A 17,524-nucleotide genomic window follows, 5' to 3' on the forward strand; every position below is an offset into this window, starting at 1 on the left:
CCCATGGCGGGCGACGCGACGGCATCACTGAACCCACCACCCCACCACCTTCGGGGTGGCGGTCGGCCGTACCACCGCACACGGCCCCCGTTCCGCATGCCTCCTCCCATGCCTCGCCTCCATGACCTCCACAAGAGAGCCGGTGTCCCATGGTCCGTGTCCTGACGCACTTCGTTCACGGGGAACGTTCCCCCGGTCGTTCGACGACCTTCGGGGACGTCTTCGACCCCAACACCGGGAAGGTCCAGGCCCGGGTCCCCCTGGCAGACCGGGCCGAGACGGAGTCGGTCATCGCCGACGCGGTCGCCGCCCAGGTCGAGTGGGGTTCCTGGAACCCGCAGCGCCGCGCCCGGGTCCTCCTCCGGTTCCTCCAACTGGTCGAGTCCGAGCGGGACGGGCTCGCCCGCCTGCTGTCGGCCGAACACGGCAAGACCGTCCCCGACGCCCACGGTGACCTCCAGCGCGGTCTGGAGGTGGTCGAGTTCGCGGCGGGCATCCCGCACCTGATCAAGGGCGAGTTCAGCGATGACGCCGGAACCGGCATCGACGTCCACTCGCTCCGGCAGCCGTTGGGCGTCGTCGCGGGCATCACCCCCTTCAACTTTCCGGCGATGATCCCGCTCTGGCAGGCGGCCCCCTCGCTGGCCTGCGGTAACGCCTTCATCCTCAAGCCCTCCGAACGCGACCCGTCCGTACCGCTGCGCCTGGCCGAGCTGTTCGCCGAGGCGGGGCTGCCGCCGGGCGTCCTCAACGTCGTCAACGGCGGCAAGGAGACGGTGGACACCCTGCTCACCGACCCGCGCGTGGCCGCGGTCGGATTCGTGGGCTCCACCCCGATCGCCGAGTACGTGTACTCCACCGCCACCGCGCACGGCAAGCGCGCCCAGTGCTTCGGCGGCGCCAAGAACCACATGGTCGTCATGCCCGACGCCGACCTCGACCAGGCGGTGGACGCCCTGATCGGCGCCGGGTACGGTTCGGCCGGCGAACGCTGCATGGCGGTATCGGTGGCGGTCCCCGTCGGCGAGGAGACCGCCGACGCCCTGGTCTCCCGGCTCAAGGAGCGCATCGCCGACCTCCGGGTGGGCCCCTCGCACGACCCGCGGGCCGACTTCGGCCCCCTGGTGAGCGCGGACGCCCGCGACCGGGTCATCGGCTACGTCGACCTCGGTGTCGAGGAGGGCGCCGAGCTGGTCGTGGACGGTCGCGGTCACACCGTTCCCGGGTTCGAGGACGGCTACTTCGTCGGGGCCACCCTGTTCGACCGGGTCACCCCGGACATGCGGATCCACCGTGAGGAGATCTTCGGTCCGGTGCTGTCGGTGGTGCGCGCCGCCGACTACGAGGAGGCGCTGGCACTGGTCAACGGTCATGAGTACGGCAACGGCGTCGCGATCTTCACCCGCGACGGCGACACCGCCCGCGACTTCTCGCACCGAGTGGACACCGGCATGGTCGGCGTCAACGTGCCCATCCCGGTACCGGTCGCCTACCACACCTTCGGCGGCTGGAAGCGGTCCGCGTTCGGCGACCTCAACCAGCACGGACCCGACTCCATCCGGTTCCACACCCGCACGAAGACCGTCACCTCGCGCTGGCCCTCGGGGATCCGCGAAGGCGCGTCCTTCACCATCCCCGTGATGCGGTGACGGCCGTGACGACGCTCACCGAGGACCAGACGGCCCTGGCGGAGGCGGCCCGCGACTTCGCCCGCGAGCACCTGGCCCCGTACGCCGTCGAGTGGGACCAGGCCAAGCACTTCCCCGTGGACGTGCTGCGCAAGGCCGCCGACATGGGCATGGGCGGGGTCTACGTCCGCGAGGACGCGGGCGGGTCGGGCCTGAGCAGGCTCGACGGCGTCCTCGTCTTCGAGGCGCTGGCCACCGGCTGCCCGTCCGTGGCCGCCTACCTGTCCATTCACAACATGGTCGCCTGGATGATCGACCGCTACGGCGACGCCGCCCAGCGCGCACGCCTGCTGCCGGGCCTGTGCTCCATGGACGTGCTGGGCAGCTACTGCCTGACCGAACCGGGCGCGGGCTCCGACGCGGCAGCCCTGAGCACCCGGGCGGTACCCGACGGCGGGGGCCACGTGCTCACCGGCACCAAGCAGTTCATCTCCGGCGCCGGGGTGTCCGGCCTCTACATCGTCATGGCCCGTACCGGGGGTCCCGGCCCCTCGGGGGTGTCGGCGTTCATCGTGGACCGCGACGACCCCGGTCTGTCCTTCGGCGGCAACGAGGCCAAGATGGGCTGGAACGCCCAGCCCACCCGACAGGTCGTCCTCGACGGGGTGCGCTCGCCCGCCGACCGACTCCTCGGCGCGGAGGGCGACGGCTTCCGGATCGCCATGAACGGACTCAACGGCGGCCGGTTGGGCATCGCGGCCTGCTCCCTGGGCGGTGCCACCGCCGCGTTGGAGGCCGCCACCGCCTACCTGGCCGACCGGCGGGCGTTCGGCGGGCCGCTCATCAACGCCCAGGCCCTGCGGTTCCGGTTGGCCGAGATGGCCACCGAGCTGGAGGCCGCCCGCTCCCTGGTGTGGCGGGCCGCCCGGGCCCTGGACGACGGCGATCCCGACGCCGCGCACCTGTGCGCGATGGCCAAGCGGTTCGCCACCGACGTCGGGTTCACCGTGGCCGACCAGGCGTTGCAGCTGCACGGGGGCTACGGATACCTCACGGAATACGGCATTGAGAAGATCGTGCGCGACCTGAGGGTGCACCGAATCCTGGAAGGGACCAACGAGATCATGAGCCTGATCATCGCTCGCGGACTGACCGGGGCCGCCTGATGTCCACCACCGAGGAGAAGGTCCTGGTCCGGGTCGAAGGACGACTCGGCCGCATCACCCTGAACCGTCCGCGGGCCATCAACTCCCTGGACCACGACATGGTCACAGCCCTGCGCGCGGCCCTCACCGCCTGGGCGGACGACGACGCCGTCGTCGCCGTGCTCATCGACGGCGCGGGGGAGCGCGGCCTGTGCGCCGGCGGCGACATCCGCGCCATCTCCGCCAGTGCCCGCGAGGGCGACCGGGCAGCCGCCGCGTTCTGGCGCGACGAGTACCTGCTCAACGCGCGGATCTCGCGTTACCCCAAGCCGTACGTGGCGTTCATGGACGGGGTTGTCATGGGCGGCGGGGTCGGCGTGTCCGCGCACGGTTCGGTCCGTATCGTCACCGAGCGCTCGGTCGTGGGCATGCCGGAGACCACCATCGGGTTCGTGCCCGACGTGGGCGGCACCTACCTGTTGTCCCGGGCGCCCGGGGAATCGGGCACCCACCTGGCGCTCACGGCGGGTTCGGCGGACGCGGGCGACGCCATCGCCCTCGGCCTTGCCGACCACTTCGTGCCCGCCGATCGCCTGTCCGACCTGGCCGTCGCCCTCACCGGGGTCGTCTCGGCGGCCGACGTGGCGGACGCGGTGGGCCGGTTCGCCGAGACCGCGCCCGCACCGACCCTGCCCGGCCTCCGGTGGGTCGACGCCTGTTACACCGCCGACACCGCCGAGGAGATCGTGGCGCGGCTGCGCGACCACGGCGACCCGGCGGCGGCCACGGCCGCGGCCACGATCCTCGCGAAGTCGCCGACCTCGGTGAAGACCACCCTGGCGGCGTTGCGGCGGGCCCGGGGGCTCCCCGACCTGGAGACGGTTCTGGAACAGGAGTACCGGGTCTCCTTCGCGACGCTGTCCTCACCCGACCTGGTCGAGGGGATCCGCGCCCAGGTCATCGACAAGGACCGGAACCCCAAGTGGGTGCCGGACACCCTGGAGGGTGTCACCGACGAGGACGTGGCCCGCCACTTCCTCCCGGCCCCCGACGGCCCCCTGGGCCTGGCCGACCTCTTCGACGACGGAGGCACGCGATGACCCTGATCGGATTCGTCGGGCTCGGGAACATGGGCGGCCCCATGGCGGTCAACCTGGTCCGGGCCGGGCACGAGGTGACCGGGTTCGACCTGTCGGCCGAAGCGCTCGCCAAGGCCGTGGCCTCCGGGGTGCGCCCGGCGGGGTCGGCGGCCGAGGCGGTCGCCGGGGCCGACGTCGTCATCACCATGCTGCCGAGCGGACGCCACCTGCTGGCCGCCTACCGGGGTGTCGACGACGCTCCCGGCCTGATCTCCTCCGCCCGGCCCGGAACCCTGTTCGTCGACTGCTCCACCGTGGACGTGGCCGACGCCCGCACGGCCGCCGACGAGGCGGAGGCCGCCGGGCACCGGGCGGTCGACGCCCCGGTGTCCGGCGGGGTGGTGGGCGCGACCGCCGGGACCCTCACCTTCATGGTCGGCGCACGGGAGGAGGTGTTCGCCGAGGCCGAACCGGTCCTGGCGGTCATGGGCGGCCGGATCGTGCACTGCGGTGGGGCGGGGGGCGGCCAGGCCGCCAAGGTCTGCAACAACATGGTGCTGGCGTCGTCGATGATCGCGGTGAGCGAGGCGTTCGTGCTCGGCGAGCGGCTCGGCCTGACCCACGAGGCGCTGTACGACGTGATGTCCACGGCGTCGGCGCAGTGCTGGTCGCTCACCACCTACTGCCCGGTCCCCGGGCCGGTGCCGACCAGCCCGGCCAACGACGACTACCGGCCCGGCTTCGCGGCGTCACTGATGGCCAAGGACCTGGGGCTGGCGGTCAACGCGCTGCGCGACACCGGGACGGTGGCCGAGATCGGTTCCCGCGCGGCCGAGGTGTACGCGGGGTTCGCCGAGGACGGCGGGGCCGGACGCGACTTCTCCGCGATCGTGGAGGCCGTCCGCGCCCGTTCCGAGCGGGACGCGCAAGGCTGAGCCCGGTGCCCGCCGCGATGCCGGTCGCGGCGGGCACCGGCGGTCCCGGGCCGGAGCGACCGGGATCGGGGCGACCGGCATGAGAGCCCCGGGATTCCTCGGTGCGAAGGGCCCTCAGAAGGCGGTCAGGGTGACCTCCAGCCGCTGCGGCCCGTGGTCCTGGATGTAGGAGGCGAAGTCCGCCACGTCGTCGAAGGCGAACCCGTAGGCCCTACCGTCCACGGTGTTCTCGTGGAAGACCGCCGCGTACCGGTTGGCGACCTCGTCCCGGTAGAAACCGGCGGGGTCGGCGGTGGGCTGGCTCGCCGAGGTCAACAGCGTGGACCGGTTGAGCGCGGCCCCCAGGATCGCGGCGACGGGGCCGCCGATCCCGTCGTTGGGGGCGTTCAGCGCGCCGTCGCAGAAGAACACGTCACGGGTCGAGGGGCGGTCGAAGGCGCGCACCCCGCCGTCGAACACGAACCGGTCCCCCTGGACCCGGCCGGTGAACGTCCCGGCGTTGGTGGTCACGGTGAGGTCGGTACCGGCGTAGTGCGACCACACCCGGTCGATGTAGGGGTCGTAGAAATCGGCGGGGAACAGCCCCGCGTCCAGGCCGTGACCGGGGGAGATGATCCGCAGGTCGTCGTACACCAGGGACGAGAACACGGGGTCGGCCGACAGGGCCCGGAACACGGCCTCGCGACCGCCGGGCCGGAACGTGCCGGTGGTCTGGTCGGCATCGCCGACCAGGCGGATGCCGATCGGCACGCTGAACTGGTCGACCATGCTGGTGTTGCAGAACATCCCGGCGTCGTTGTGGGTGAACTCGACGGTGTCGTGCAGGACGTCGAACCCGGGGGAGCCCTCCACCCAGCCGGCGGGGAGCTGCGGGGCCGGGGCGCCGTCGCCGTCGACGACGATGCGGATGTGGAGCCTGCCGCCGAGGGCGAGGTAGATCCGCCCGGACATGTACGGCAGCGTCATCCCGGCCAGGTCGGGCAGCGGGATCCCGTAGTCGGCGTAGCCGTCGTCGCCGTTGTCGTCGAGGCTCACGGGGTGGGGTACCCCGTTGGCGTCGACCCGGCTGTACCGTCCGGTGGTCAGGTCGGTGCCGATCACGTAGGCGAGGATCTCGCCGTCGGAGAACCGTCCGGTCTCGTTCCGAACGCTCACTGGGAGCGCTCCCGGGTTGGCTGTGGCGGAGGACGAGCTCAGGTCCGCCGTGGATGCCCGGGGCGCGCAGCCGAGGGTGCCCAGGAGGAGCGGGGCGCCGGCAGCGGCGGAGATGCCGCCGAGGAAGTGCCTGCGGTCGATCATCGGGGGTCTCCTCAGAGGTAGCGGGTGTGGAGAAGTGGCACTAAACGATCATTGAGCAACGGATCGGTCAACCCCGGTAACGCAGGGTGGTCTCGTTCGTGGGGGGTGGGGCGGGTGTTCTCCATGGTGAGGGAGGGGTTGTGTGATCCAGATCACTTTCCGTCCGGGCGGAGGAACGACCCCGACCGTGGCCTGGGAGGCCCGGACACCCTAGGGTGTAGGCCATCCCGGGGGCAGCACCGAGGAGGCACCGTGCCGGACATCGATCTCGGCGAGTACACCCGGGACACACCGGGCTCGCCCCACCTGCGCGCCCACATCGCCGTTCCCGAGGGCGAGGGCCCCTGGCCCGGCGTCGTCGTCACCCACGAGGCCTGGGGCGTCGACGAGCAGATGCGCGCACACGCCGACCGGCTGGCCCGGCTCGGCTACCTCACCATCGTCCCGGACCTCTACAGCGAGGGCGGTATGGCCCGCTGTGTCCTCAAGGTGGTGCTGGCCATGCGTTCCGGGCGCGGACGCGCCATCGTCGACATCGCGGCGGCCCGTCGTTGGCTCCTCGACCGCGACGACTGCACCGGCCGGGTGGGTGTGGTCGGGTTCTGCATGGGCGGCGGGTTCGCCCTCGCGACCGTCGCCGACTTCGACGCCTCCGCCGTCAACTACGGGTTCACCCCCCGGAACCTCGACCGCGTCGTGGACCGTGCCTGTCCGGTCGTCGGCAGTTTCGGCGCCCTCGACGGCGGTCTGCGCGGGGCCGCCGACCGGCTGCGCACCACCCTGGACGCCGCCGGGATCGTCAACGACGTCAAGGAGTACCCCGACGCGGGCCACTCCTTCCTCAACGAGGCGCCCAACGGGCCGCGGATCATGCGGGCCGTGTTCCGCGCCCAGAAGACCGGTCCGCACCCGGAGTCGGCCGTCGACGCCTGGCGGCGCATCGATGCCTTCCTCACCGAGCACCTGACGGCCGCGGGACGGTCCGAGACCTCCTGATGTGAGCGATATGAGGGAAAAGGGGAACCGGGTGTCATTCGGGCGCGTCTCATATGCGTGATGACCCCGTCACCTGATGAACACGACGGCTCGCGGCGGGGCACGGACACACCCTTGAACGAGGAGTTCTTGTGACCCCCTATCCCCCGGCGCCCTCCTACGGTCCGCCGCCGATGCCGACCTCCCTCAAAGCCGTACGGATCATCCTGATCATTCGGGCGGTCCTGGCCGTCATCGTCTATGGGATCGCCTTCCTCGGTATCGCCGCGATCGGTGCCCTGGGCGCCGGTGACCCGGAGCTCCAGGCCCAGGCCCAGGCGGAGATGGGCATGGGCCTCGGCGTGATCGTGGCGGCCCTCATCCTCGGGCTGGCGATCACCGCCTTCGAGATCTACGTGATCACCCAGATGGGCAAGGGCGGGACCCGGGCCCAGACCCTGCTGCGGATCGTGGCGGGCATCGCGCTGGTCAACGGCGCCATCGGCTACTTCACCGACTCCAGTAACCCGTTCCTCGGCATCGTGCTGGTCATCATCGTCATCGTCTTCGTGGAGGGAGTGCCGGCCAAGGAGTGGTTCGCGCAGACGAACCCCGGATACGTGCCGCCGCAGCCGCCGTACGGCGGCCCGCAGCACCCGGCCCTCGGCCAGATCCCCGGCCAGTATCCGCCGGCGCCCGGCCAGGGCCCCGGGTACCCGCCGGCGCCCGGCCAGGGGCCCGGGTACCCGACCGTTCCCGGCCAGTACCCGCCGGCGCCCGGTCAGGGCCCCGGGTACTGACCCCTCCCCCGAACGACCCGAACGAGCCGAGGGCCCGTGCGCGCACGCGCACGGGCCCTCGGCTCGGAAACGGACGTCGACCACCCCGGACGGGGTCAGCGCGTCGAACGGTACGGGGCCGCGTCCACGAGCGTCACCCCGATCACCGCGCCGCGCGGCGAGGTGAAGGCGCGCCGCTCGCCCCGCGCCGCCCCCAGCAGTGAGGCGCCCAGCGGCGACTGGGGCGAGTACACCGTCATCGCGTCCGCGACCGAGGCGTCCCGCACGCCGAGCAGGAACTCCTCGGTGTCCTCCTCGCCGTCGTAGCGGATCGTCAGCACCTTGCCGGGCGCGGCGATCCCGTCGTCGGGCGCCGTCTCCTCCACCACGGCCTCGCGCAGCAGCCGTTCGATCGTCTGCACCCGAGCCCGGCGCACGGCCGGGTCGTGAATGTAACGGGGCGCGGGGATGGTGCCCCCCGCGCCCCCGTCCGCCCCGGAACCCGGTCCGGGGTCGTCATCGGGGAGGGCGCTCAGCACCCGGAGCTCCTCCTTGAGCCGCTCGTACGCCTCCCGGGTCAGCCATGGGTCGGTGGTCTTGTGCATGGGACGTTCCTTGTCTTCACGAACACGCGCCACGGACCTGGCGTCCGTGGCGCGGATGGGAGCACGCGAGGGTCGGGGGTGCTGTCCCTCGATCAGAGTGTGTCCACCGGCGATCGCCGAGCGGCTATCGTGAAACGACAATCACGATGTTCGTTCTTGTCGCCTCTCGACAACGGGGAAGGCGCGGCGATGATCAACCTCGACCGGCTCGTCAACGTCCTGGGCGGCTACGGCGCCCATCTGATCGGCAGCGGTGACCTGCGACGAAGGGAACTGCGCAGCGTCGCCATGCACGATCCCACCGACGACGCCCCGCCCCTGGGCGACGTCTTCCTCGCGGTGGGCGTCGACTCCGCCGACACCGCCCTGCGCCTGGCCGGACAGGCCCGCGCGGTCGTCGTCATCGTCCGCTCCGCGGTCGGTCCCGAGCCCGGCGTGCGAGCCGCCCTGCGCGACCACGACATCGCCATGGTCGTGGTCGAACCGGCCGTCTCCTGGAGTCAGATCTCCGGCATCGTCTACGGCCTCGTCCTGGAGGGCCGCGAGACCGAGTCCGGGCGCGGCCCCAGCGACCTGTTCGCCCTCGCCGACACCATCGCGGCCGAGGTCGGCGCGCCCGTGACGATCGAGGACCGGGCCGCCCGGGTGATCGCCTACTCCGCCGACCAGGCCGACACCGACCGGGCCCGCCGCGACACCGTCATCGCACGCCGGGTACCCGCCGAGATCCGCGCCCGACTGGAGGCCGACGGGGTGGCCGCCCGCCTTGCCGCGGCCGACGGCCCACTCCACGTGCCCGCGCTGCCCGAGTTCGGCATGGGCGGACGCACGGTCGCGCCCGTCCGGGTAGGGCGCGAACTCCTCGGTTCGCTGTGGGCGGTGGGCGACGCGCCCCTGGACCCCGAACGCGCGCGGGTGCTCAACGAGGGCGCCCGCACGGTGGGTCTGCACATGCTGCGGGCCCGGGTGAGCAGCGACCTGGAACGCCAGGTGGAGTCGGAGTCGGTCATCGACCTCCTGGAGGGGGCCGGCGATCCGGAGCGGGCCGTCGGCCGGATCGGTCTGCCCGTCGAAGGGCTGCGGGTCATCGCCCTGCACGCCCGGGCCCAGGCGCCCGACGCCGCCGTCCTGCACCTGTTCGAGCAGGTCACCACCGGATTCGGGTGGTCACGGCCGGGACGCAGCACCCTGCTGGGGAGCACCGTCTACACGGTGCTGCCGTGCGGAGGGGAGATCGCCCCGGCCCTGGAGTGGGTCCGCGCCACCGTGCGCGGACTGCCCGGACACCCGGGGGTGACCGCGGGGGTGGGCGGCGCGGCCGTCGCCGGCGACCTGCCCGACAGCCGTCGGGAGGCCGACGAGTGCCTGACCCTCGCCGGGGACGGCGCTCCGGTGGTGTACGACGACGCCTGGGACGCCGTCCTGCTGCGCCGCCTGCGCCTGGTGGCCGAGGCTGGCCGCCTGCCGGGCCGCAACCCGGTGGCGGTGCTGGCCCGCCACGACTCCGAGCACGGGACCGACTACACCCGCACCCTGCGGGCCTGGCTGTACGCCCACGGGGACCTGGGCGCCGCGGCCGAACTGCTCGGCGTCCACCCCAACACGGTCCGCTACCGGCTGCGCCGCCTGCGCGGCGTCGCCGACCTGCGCCTGCGCGAACCGCGGGCGCGTGTCGCGCTCACCGTCGCCCTGGCCGCCCTCCCCGAGGATCCCTGACCGCGTCGGGACCGCTCATCCCCGGTAGGGGTACCCGGCGCGTTCGGCGAGCAGGCGCTTCTTGTGGAGGCCGCGGCGCACCGCCGTGGAGACGATGAGCACCAGTCCGACCACCAGACCGGCCAGCGGGAGCAGGAACAAGGAGGCCAGGGCGCCCACGACGTCCTCGATCACGCCGAAGTCCTCAGGTACCGGCGCCACGGCGTAGGCGTGGTCCGGATGGTCCTCGCACACCAGGGTGTACTCGCCCGCCTCCTGTGGGGAGGCCACACCGACCAGCGTCCACTCCGAGTCCTCCTGGTGGAACTCCGGGTCCGTGAACGCGGTGGGCTCGCCGCCGGGCGTGAACAGTTCGCATTCGTAGGGCCCGTTCGCGGGGGAGGTGGAGTACAGCGCGATGTCCGCCGCCTCCTCGCCCGGTGTGTGGGAGAAGACCACCTCGCCGTCTCCCGGCAGCTGTGCCGCGAAGTCCGGGAGGGTCACCGCTTGGAGCAGGAACACGACGAAGGCGACCACCCCCGCGACGCCGCCGAGCACCATGACGACGCCCCCCGCCCAGTAGCCGAACCGGCCGGGGCGCAGTTCCGAGGGCGAGACCCGTGGTGGTGGCTGCCGTGCGTACATGTCGTCCTCCGGTTCTCTCCGCACCCGTCCCGGTGACGGGATGCGGGTCCCGGCGGGCGCTCACCGGGGTGGGATGGGGGCCGGGGCGCTCCGGTTCCGCCGAGTGCGGACGATCACGGCCCCACCTGTGTTCCCGACACCCGGGTATGTGGCGGGACGATCCACCGCCGGTTGCGCGGAACCCCTTGTCAGGAGTCCCGTACCCGGTTTGAATCGTGGGATCCCCACCTCATCGGGGCAGAGCCGGGGTGGACCGCGTCACGGACCGCCGCCGTCTCGCGGACAGGGGGAGGTAGCGCATGACCGGGACGTGGAACGCCTGGCCGTGGGAGGCCGATCCCGACGCCGTGCGCAAGGACGTCGCCCGCGCCCATGAGGACTTCACCGGTTCGGGGCGGGTGCGGAGCACCGTCCGCTCGGTCGTGATCGAATCCTGGAGGCGCAGCGCCCGCCTCGGAATCGACCCGGACGGCGTCGCCCCGCGCATCGAACTCTCCGGTGACTCCCTCACCGACTACCGGGACGCCCACCCGCTGGCCGTCGCCATGCCGCTGCTGCGCCGGCTCCTCCTGGACACCGCCCCGGGACCGCAGATCGTCGCGCTCGGTGACGCCTCCGGTCGACTGTTGTGGGTGGAGGGCGATCACCGGCTGCGCACCCGGGCCGAGGACATGCGTTTCGTCGAGGGCGCCAACTGGCACGAGCGCTCCGCCGGTACCAACGCGCCCGGCGTGGCCCTCGCCCTCGACCACGAGGTGCAGGTGTTCGCCAGCGAGCACTTCGCCCGCAGCGTCCAGCCGTGGAGCTGCTCGGCCGCGCCCCTGCACGACCCCGACACCGGAGCGCTCCTGGGCGTCCTGGACATCACCGGCGAGGACGGTGTGGCCTCGCCGCAGGCCCTGGCGCTGGTGCGCGTCGCCGCCGCTGCCGTGGAGATGGAGCTGCGCGCCCGCCGCATCGCCGGTCTGATCCCCGACCCGCGTCGGATCCCGCAGGAGCCGGATCCGCTCCCCGACCACCTCCTGCTGGAGGTGCTCGGCCGTGACGGCGCCCGGCTCGACCTGGGCGAACGCGTCGTCGAACTCAGCGCCCGCCACTCGGAGATCCTCCTGCTGCTGTCGTCGGCGCCGCGCGGTCTCACCGGTGCGGCCCTGGGGGTCCGACTGAACGAACGCGACGCCTCCCCGGTGACGGTCCGCGCGGAGATGTCCCGGTTGCGCCGGCTGGTGGGTCCGGGCCTGGTGGCCTCCCGCCCCTACCGGCTGCTCCATCGTCTGCCCACCGACGTCGACACCGTGCGCGAACGGCTGACCCGTGGCGACCACCTCGGCGCCCTGCGGGCCTACCGGGGCCCGGTGCTGCCCGTGTCGGAGGCGCCGGGGGTGATCGAGATCCGCGAGGGTCTGGACGCCGAACTGTGCGGTGCGCTCGGCGCCGAGAACGACCCCCGCACCCTGCTGGCCTGGGCCGAGCACCCCGAGTGGCGCGACGACCCCCGGGTCCTGGGCGTCGTTCTGCGCTCCCTCGACCCCGCCTCCGCGCGCCACGCCGCCCTGCGCGGCCGGCTGCGCCGACTGGGGGAGTGACGGCGGTCGACGGGTCCGCGCCCGGGGTACGGCGACGCGGACGCAACGTGCTCGCAACGTCTCTGTGACTAGCGTCACCGCCATAGACCCCGTTGGCATCGGTCGGGTGATTCCCGACGATCGAAGGAGGCCCACCATGGCCGTGTACGCCGCCCCCGGACAGCCGGGAAGCATCGTCGAGTTCGCCCCGCGCTACGAGAACTGGATCGGTGGTGAGTGGGTCGCGCCGGTCAGGGGCGGCTACTTCGAGAACCCCACCCCGGTCACCGGACGGACCTTCACCGAGATCGCCCGCGGCACCGCCGAGGACATCGACCTCGCCCTCGACGCGGCACACGGGGCCGCCCCCGCCTGGGGACGCACTTCCCCCGCCGAGCGCGCCGTGATCCTCAACCGGATCGCCGACCGCCTGGAGGAGAACCTGGAACGGCTCGCCGTGGCCGAGTCCTGGGAGAACGGCAAGCCCGTCCGCGAATGCCTCGCCGCCGACCTGCCGCTGGCCGTCGACCACTTCCGCTACTTCGCCGGGGCGATCCGCGCCCAAGAGGGCCACAGCTCCCAGCTCGACGAGAACACCGTGGCCTACCACTTCCAGGAGCCGCTGGGCGTCGTCGCCCAGATCATCCCGTGGAACTTCCCACTGCTCATGGCCACCTGGAAGCTGGCCCCCGCCCTCGCCGCGGGCAACGCGGTCGTCCTCAAGCCCGCCGAGCAGACCCCCACCTCGATCCTGCTCCTCATGGAACTCATCGCCGACCTGCTCCCGCCCGGTGTGGTCAACGTCGTCAACGGGTTCGGCGCGGAGGCGGGCAAGCCCCTGGCGAGCAGCCCCCGGGTGCGCAAGGTCGCCTTCACCGGCGAGACCACCACCGGCCGCCTCATCATGCAGTACGCCTCGGAGAACCTCATCCCGGTCACCCTGGAACTGGGCGGCAAGAGCCCCAACGTCTTCTTCGCGGACGTCGCCGCGGCCCAGGACGCCTTCTACGACAAGGCCCTGGAGGGCTTCACCCTCTTCGCCCTCAACCAGGGCGAGGTGTGCACCTGCCCCTCCCGGGCACTGATCCAGGACTCCGTCTACGACCGGTTCCTCGGCGACGCCCTGGAGCGGGTCGGCCGGATCCGGCAGGGGAACCCCCTGGACACCGAGACCATGCTCGGTGCGCAGGCCAGTAACGATCAGCTGGAGAAGATCCTGTCCTACATCGACATCGGTCGGCAGGAGGGCGCCGAGGTCCTCGCCGGCGGTGAGCGCGTGGACCTCGGCGGCGACCTGTCCGGCGGCTACTACGTCGCTCCGACGGTGTTCCAGGGCGACAACTCCATGCGGGTCTTCCAGGAGGAGATCTTCGGCCCCGTGGTGTCGGTGGCCCGCTTCGACGACTACGCCGACGCCATCAAGACCGCCAACGACACCCTTTACGGGCTCGGCGCGGGCGTGTGGTCGCGCGACGGGAACACCGCCTACCGGGCCGGCCGGGACATCCAGGCGGGCCGGGTGTGGGTGAACAACTACCACGCCTACCCGGCGCATGCCGCGTTCGGCGGCTACAAGCAGTCCGGGATCGGCCGCGAGAACCACAAGATGATGCTCGACCACTACCAGCAGACCAAGAACCTGCTGGTCAGCTACTCCGACGAGGCGCTGGGGCTGTTCTGATGGGCACCGGGACCGACGCGCCGGTGGAGCGGGTGGCCGTGACCGACGCGGCTGCCGCCCTGCTCCGCGAACTGCGCGCCGAACACGGGCCGCTCATGTTCCACCAGTCCGGCGGTTGCTGCGACGGGAGTTCGCCCATGTGCTACCCGGCCGGGGGGTTCCGCACCGGAGCCGTGGACGTCCACCTGGGCGACCTGGAGCCGGGCACCCCCGAACCGGTGCCGGTGTGGATGTCCCGCTCTCAGTTCGAACTGTGGAGCCACACCCACCTGACCATCGACGTCGTCCCCGGACGCGGAGCCGGGTTCTCCCTGGAGGCACCGACCGGGAACCGGTTCCTCATCCGCTCCCGACTGATGACCGACGGGGAGGCCGAGCGCCTCCCGTGACCGCTCACGGGGGCCGCCCCGGGGCGCGGCCCTCACGGCGAGGTCGATCCCGCGGAGAACGAAGGACGACGGGCCCGGGTACGCGTACCCGGGCCCGTCGTCCTTCGTTCTCCGTCGGTGGTCGCTCAGGCGTCGCCGCCGTCGCGCCTGCTCGCCAGCCGGTCGGCGAGTTCGTCACGGAAGAGCAGGTCCTGGCGGATCCGCCCGGTCCGGTACCCGACGCGGGCGGCGATGTGCCCGGCGACGGGGATCGTCACGACCTGGAACAGACCCACCAGCAGCAGTGTGCCCACGTTGAAGACGTTGGTGTCCTCCACCGGGGCCAGGCGCAGGCCGATCCCGACGAGCACCAGCAACATCCCCAGCACCTGCGGCTTGGCCGCGGTGTGCATACGGGAGAGCAGGTCCGGGAAGCGGATCAGGCCCACCGCGGCGACCACCGACAACAGGGCGCCGGCCAGCAGGCACAGGATCGCGATCCAGTCCAGGACGGTGATGAGTTCCTCGCTCACGAACGCCCCTCTTCCTCGGCGGAGGGCGTCCCCGGTGCCGGTGAGATCACGTCGGTCGGCGTCGCCACGTGCTCCTCCGGTCGCCGGGCGACGAACTTCGCGATGCTGATCGTCGCCACGAAGCCCACCAGGGACAGCACCATCAGGGTCGGCAGGACGGTGGGGTCGCGGTGGAAGGCGGCGTAGGCGCCCAGACCGACCAGGGCGGAGGCGAGCAGCACGTCCACCGACAGCGCCCGGTCCAGAATGCTCGGCCCCATCAGCAGCCGCCCCACGCCCAGCAGCGCCGCGACGGCGAGCAGGACGGTGATGACGATCCACAGGGTGTTCATCCGCGCTCCTTCCCGGAGGGGTGCGCCGCCTCCAGCATGTCGATGTCCTCCCGGGTGCCCAGGGCACGGACGATGAGCCGTTCCAGGCGCATGACGTCCGCCCGCGCCTCCTCGATGCCCTTCTCGTCGGAGGCGCCGAGCACGTGCAGGTACAGGACCCACTCGTCGCGGGCCACCTCGACGACGACCGTTCCCGGGATGATCGAACTGGCGATGGCGGTGCACACCATCATGAGGTCCGACTGCGTGCGCATCCGCAGCCCGATCACGGAGCTGTGCACCTCGCCGGGGGAGAGGGTCCACACCGTGACCCGGAAGCTCGCCGTGAACATCTTCCCGAGGATGTGCACGAGCATGTGCGCCAGTGGCAGGGGGTGGAACCGGAACCCCGGCACGATCGGCGGCAGCGGGAAGACCAGCATGATCGTCACCGATACCAGGAAGCCGAGCACGAACAGGCCCAGGGACTCCCACCGCCACTGGAACCCGTTGAACAGCAGCATCCACACCAGGGTCATGCCCAGCGCGATGGGGACCTGGACCTTGCCCAGCCGCCGACGGAACGCGGCGACCCTGGCCTTCTTCTCAGCGGACGGGTCGATCATCGGTCACCTCCCAGGACCGCCTCGATGTAGGGGGTGCGGGCCAGTAGTTCGGTGGCCGCGTCCGAGGAGTAGGTGATGAGCGGTCCGGCGAACACCGTCAGGGCCAGACCGAACGCGACCAGCGCGGTCGTGGCCCCCACCATGGTCTTGGGCAGGGCCACCGAGGTGATCATCGGGGTCGAGAGCGTGGTCGTGCCGCCCAGGCGGGAGGACGGGCCGACCGCCTCGCCCGGCCCCAGGGCCGCGGTCGAGGTGTCGTCGGCCTCGGTGTCCTCCAGCACGGTGCCGGGGTCGGCGACCTTGCCCTCGGCGGGGGCCCGCCAGAACGCGTAGTTCCACACGCGGGCGATCACGTAGAGGGTGAGCAGGCTGGTCAGCACGGACGTGCCCACCAGGAGGTAGGCCATCGGGGTGCCCGCCTGGACACCGGCCTGGAGCAGCCCGATCTTGCCGAGGAACCCGGACAGGGGAGGGATCCCGCCCAGGTTCATCGCCGGGATGAAGAACAACACGGCGAGCAGGGGCGCGATGCGGATCAGTCCGCCCAGGTCGTCCAGGGACGTGGAGCCGCCACGGCGTTCGATCAGACCCGTGATGAGGAACAGCGTGGTCTGCACCGTGATGTGGTGGGCGATGTAGAACACCGCGCCGGCCAGCCCCAGCTGGCTGCCCAGGGCCACACCGAACACCATGTACCCGATATGGCTGATGAGGGTGAACGACAGCAGACGTTTGATGTCGGTCTGCGCGACGGCGCCCAGGATGCCCATGACCATGGTCGCCAGCGCCACCCACATGAGCAGGCTGTTCAGCGCGTCCCCCGGGAAGAAGAGCGTGTGGGCGCGGATGATCGCGTACACGCCGACCTTCGTGAGCAGACCCGCGAACACCGCCGTGACCGGGGCCGGCGCGGTCGGGTAGGAGTCGGGGAGCCAGGCGGCCAGCGGGAACACCGCCGCCTTGATGCCGAACGCGAAGAGCAGCATCACCTGGAGCACGATCTTCAGGTGCCCGTCGAGTTCCGGGAGCCGTTCGGCGAGCTGGGCCATGTTCACCGTGCCGGTCGCGCCGAAGATCAGCGCGATCGCGATGAGGAACAGCACCGACGACAACAGCGACACCACCACGTAGATGGCGCCCGCCCGGATGCGCGACTGCGTGCCGCCCAGGGTCAGCAGCACGTAGCTGGCGGTCAGCAGGATCTCGAACCCGACGTACAGGTTGAACAGGTCGCCGGCGAGGAAGGCGTTGGAGACGCCCGCGACCAGGATCAGGTAGGTGGGCTGGTACACCGACAGCGGTGCGACCTCGGCCCGGCTGGCCATGCCCTGACCGATCGAGTACACCAGCACGGCCAGGGTGATGGCCGACGACACCGTCACCATGAGGGCGGACAACCGGTCCGCCACCAGGGTGATGCCGATGGGCGCCTCCCAGCCGCCGACCTGGACCACCTGCGGGCCGAACAGGTGGGCCCCCATCATGAGCGCCAGGCCCACGAACAGGACGAAGGTCAGGGCGGCGATGCTCAGCCACTGCTGGACCTTGGGCCACCGGCTGCCCATGGCCAGTTTCACCCCGGCCGCGAACAGCGGAACGACGACCGGGAGCGGGATGAGGTAGTGGAGGAGACCCGCCAAGTAGTCCCAGCTCAT

At 71.8% G+C, this 17,524-nt stretch carries 17 protein-coding genes; 10 read left to right on the plus strand and 7 right to left on the minus strand.

Annotation, left to right across the window (positions count from 1 at the left end; all coding sequences use genetic code 11):
• Window positions 1-149 precede the first annotated feature (149 nt).
• Genes RM479_RS01680 through mmsB form a run of 4 tightly spaced genes read left to right on the plus strand, consistent with a single transcriptional unit; the run spans window position 150 to window position 4,787 of the window.
• Window positions 150-1,649 carry a CoA-acylating methylmalonate-semialdehyde dehydrogenase gene (locus RM479_RS01680; RefSeq protein WP_311509916.1) on the plus strand — a complete coding sequence of 500 codons (1,500 nt, stop codon included), beginning with the start codon at window positions 150-152 and terminating at the stop codon, window positions 1,647-1,649.
• A gap of 5 nt (window positions 1,650-1,654) precedes the next feature.
• Window positions 1,655-2,794 (plus strand): acyl-CoA dehydrogenase family protein, encoded by a 1,140-nt coding sequence (locus tag RM479_RS01685; protein WP_311509918.1) that lies wholly within the window; start codon window positions 1,655-1,657, stop codon window positions 2,792-2,794.
• On the plus strand, window positions 2,794-3,873 hold the full coding sequence (locus tag RM479_RS01690; RefSeq protein ID WP_311509919.1) for an enoyl-CoA hydratase/isomerase family protein: 1,080 nt from the start codon (window positions 2,794-2,796) through the stop codon (window positions 3,871-3,873). Before RM479_RS01685 ends, RM479_RS01690 begins: the two co-directional genes overlap by 1 nt.
• Complete coding sequence (gene mmsB, locus RM479_RS01695; protein WP_311509921.1) at window positions 3,870-4,787, plus strand: 3-hydroxyisobutyrate dehydrogenase; 918 nt, start codon at window positions 3,870-3,872, stop codon at window positions 4,785-4,787. The genes RM479_RS01690 and mmsB overlap by 4 nt, the downstream gene beginning before the upstream one ends.
• 114 nt (window positions 4,788-4,901) lie before the next feature.
• On the opposite strand, the gene RM479_RS01700 is transcribed toward mmsB, so the two are convergent.
• The gene (locus tag RM479_RS01700) at window positions 4,902-6,086 is read right to left on the minus strand and encodes a beta-1,3-glucanase family protein (protein ID WP_311509922.1); all 1,185 of its coding nucleotides are present in this window, start codon (window positions 6,084-6,086) and stop codon (window positions 4,902-4,904) included.
• Window positions 6,087-6,338: 252 nt separating this feature from the next.
• Between RM479_RS01700 and RM479_RS01705 the strand changes: the two genes are divergently transcribed.
• On the plus strand, window positions 6,339-7,082 hold the full coding sequence (locus RM479_RS01705; protein WP_311509923.1) for a dienelactone hydrolase family protein: 744 nt from the start codon (window positions 6,339-6,341) through the stop codon (window positions 7,080-7,082).
• 131 nt (window positions 7,083-7,213) lie between these two features.
• Window positions 7,214-7,861: a hypothetical protein gene (locus tag RM479_RS01710; RefSeq protein ID WP_311509924.1), complete on the plus strand. Its 648-nt coding sequence runs from the start codon at window positions 7,214-7,216 to the stop codon at window positions 7,859-7,861.
• Between the two features lie 95 nt (window positions 7,862-7,956).
• Here RM479_RS01710 and RM479_RS01715 read toward each other — a convergent pair whose 3' ends face one another.
• Window positions 7,957-8,445 carry a GreA/GreB family elongation factor gene (locus RM479_RS01715; protein WP_311509925.1) on the minus strand — a complete coding sequence of 163 codons (489 nt, stop codon included), beginning with the start codon at window positions 8,443-8,445 and terminating at the stop codon, window positions 7,957-7,959.
• A 189-nt stretch (window positions 8,446-8,634) separates the two neighbouring features.
• Here RM479_RS01715 and RM479_RS01720 point away from each other — a divergent pair, with 189 nt between their 5' ends.
• A complete protein-coding gene (locus tag RM479_RS01720; protein WP_311509926.1) occupies window positions 8,635-10,161 on the plus strand; it encodes a PucR family transcriptional regulator in 1,527 nt (508 codons plus the stop codon).
• A gap of 15 nt (window positions 10,162-10,176) precedes the next feature.
• Here RM479_RS01720 and RM479_RS01725 read toward each other — a convergent pair whose 3' ends face one another.
• Window positions 10,177-10,785, minus strand: coding sequence for a hypothetical protein (locus RM479_RS01725; RefSeq protein WP_311509928.1), 609 nt, complete (start codon window positions 10,783-10,785; stop codon window positions 10,177-10,179).
• Window positions 10,786-11,084: 299 nt separating this feature from the next.
• Between RM479_RS01725 and RM479_RS01730 the strand changes: the two genes are divergently transcribed.
• The 3 genes from RM479_RS01730 to RM479_RS01740 all read left to right on the plus strand — a co-directional run bounded on the left by RM479_RS01730 (window position 11,085) and on the right by RM479_RS01740 (window position 14,420).
• The gene (locus RM479_RS01730) at window positions 11,085-12,371 is read left to right on the plus strand and encodes a GAF domain-containing protein (protein ID WP_311509930.1); all 1,287 of its coding nucleotides are present in this window, start codon (window positions 11,085-11,087) and stop codon (window positions 12,369-12,371) included.
• A gap of 136 nt (window positions 12,372-12,507) precedes the next feature.
• Complete coding sequence (gene exaC, locus RM479_RS01735) at window positions 12,508-14,031, plus strand: acetaldehyde dehydrogenase ExaC (protein ID WP_311509931.1); 1,524 nt, start codon at window positions 12,508-12,510, stop codon at window positions 14,029-14,031.
• Window positions 14,031-14,420: a DUF779 domain-containing protein gene (locus tag RM479_RS01740; RefSeq protein ID WP_311509932.1), complete on the plus strand. Its 390-nt coding sequence runs from the start codon at window positions 14,031-14,033 to the stop codon at window positions 14,418-14,420. The genes exaC and RM479_RS01740 overlap by 1 nt, the downstream gene beginning before the upstream one ends.
• A 125-nt stretch (window positions 14,421-14,545) precedes the next feature.
• On the opposite strand, the gene mnhG is transcribed toward RM479_RS01740, so the two are convergent.
• The 4 genes from mnhG to RM479_RS01760 are packed head-to-tail and all read right to left on the minus strand — an operon-like array spanning window position 14,546 to window position 17,524.
• On the minus strand, window positions 14,546-14,932 hold the full coding sequence (gene mnhG / locus RM479_RS01745) for a monovalent cation/H(+) antiporter subunit G (RefSeq protein ID WP_274810131.1): 387 nt from the start codon (window positions 14,930-14,932) through the stop codon (window positions 14,546-14,548).
• Entirely contained in the window at window positions 14,929-15,264 is a 336-nt protein-coding gene (locus tag RM479_RS01750) for a monovalent cation/H+ antiporter complex subunit F (RefSeq protein WP_311509933.1), read from the minus strand. Before RM479_RS01750 ends, mnhG begins: the two co-directional genes overlap by 4 nt.
• The gene (locus RM479_RS01755; RefSeq protein ID WP_311509935.1) at window positions 15,261-15,869 is read right to left on the minus strand and encodes a Na+/H+ antiporter subunit E; all 609 of its coding nucleotides are present in this window, start codon (window positions 15,867-15,869) and stop codon (window positions 15,261-15,263) included. The genes RM479_RS01750 and RM479_RS01755 overlap by 4 nt, the downstream gene beginning before the upstream one ends.
• On the minus strand, window positions 15,866-17,524 hold the full coding sequence (locus tag RM479_RS01760; RefSeq protein ID WP_311509936.1) for a Na+/H+ antiporter subunit D: 1,659 nt from the start codon (window positions 17,522-17,524) through the stop codon (window positions 15,866-15,868). The genes RM479_RS01755 and RM479_RS01760 overlap by 4 nt, the downstream gene beginning before the upstream one ends.

Source organism: Nocardiopsis lambiniae, from assembly GCF_031845465.1.
Classification (GTDB): Bacteria; Actinomycetota; Actinomycetes; order Streptosporangiales; family Streptosporangiaceae; genus Nocardiopsis; species Nocardiopsis lambiniae.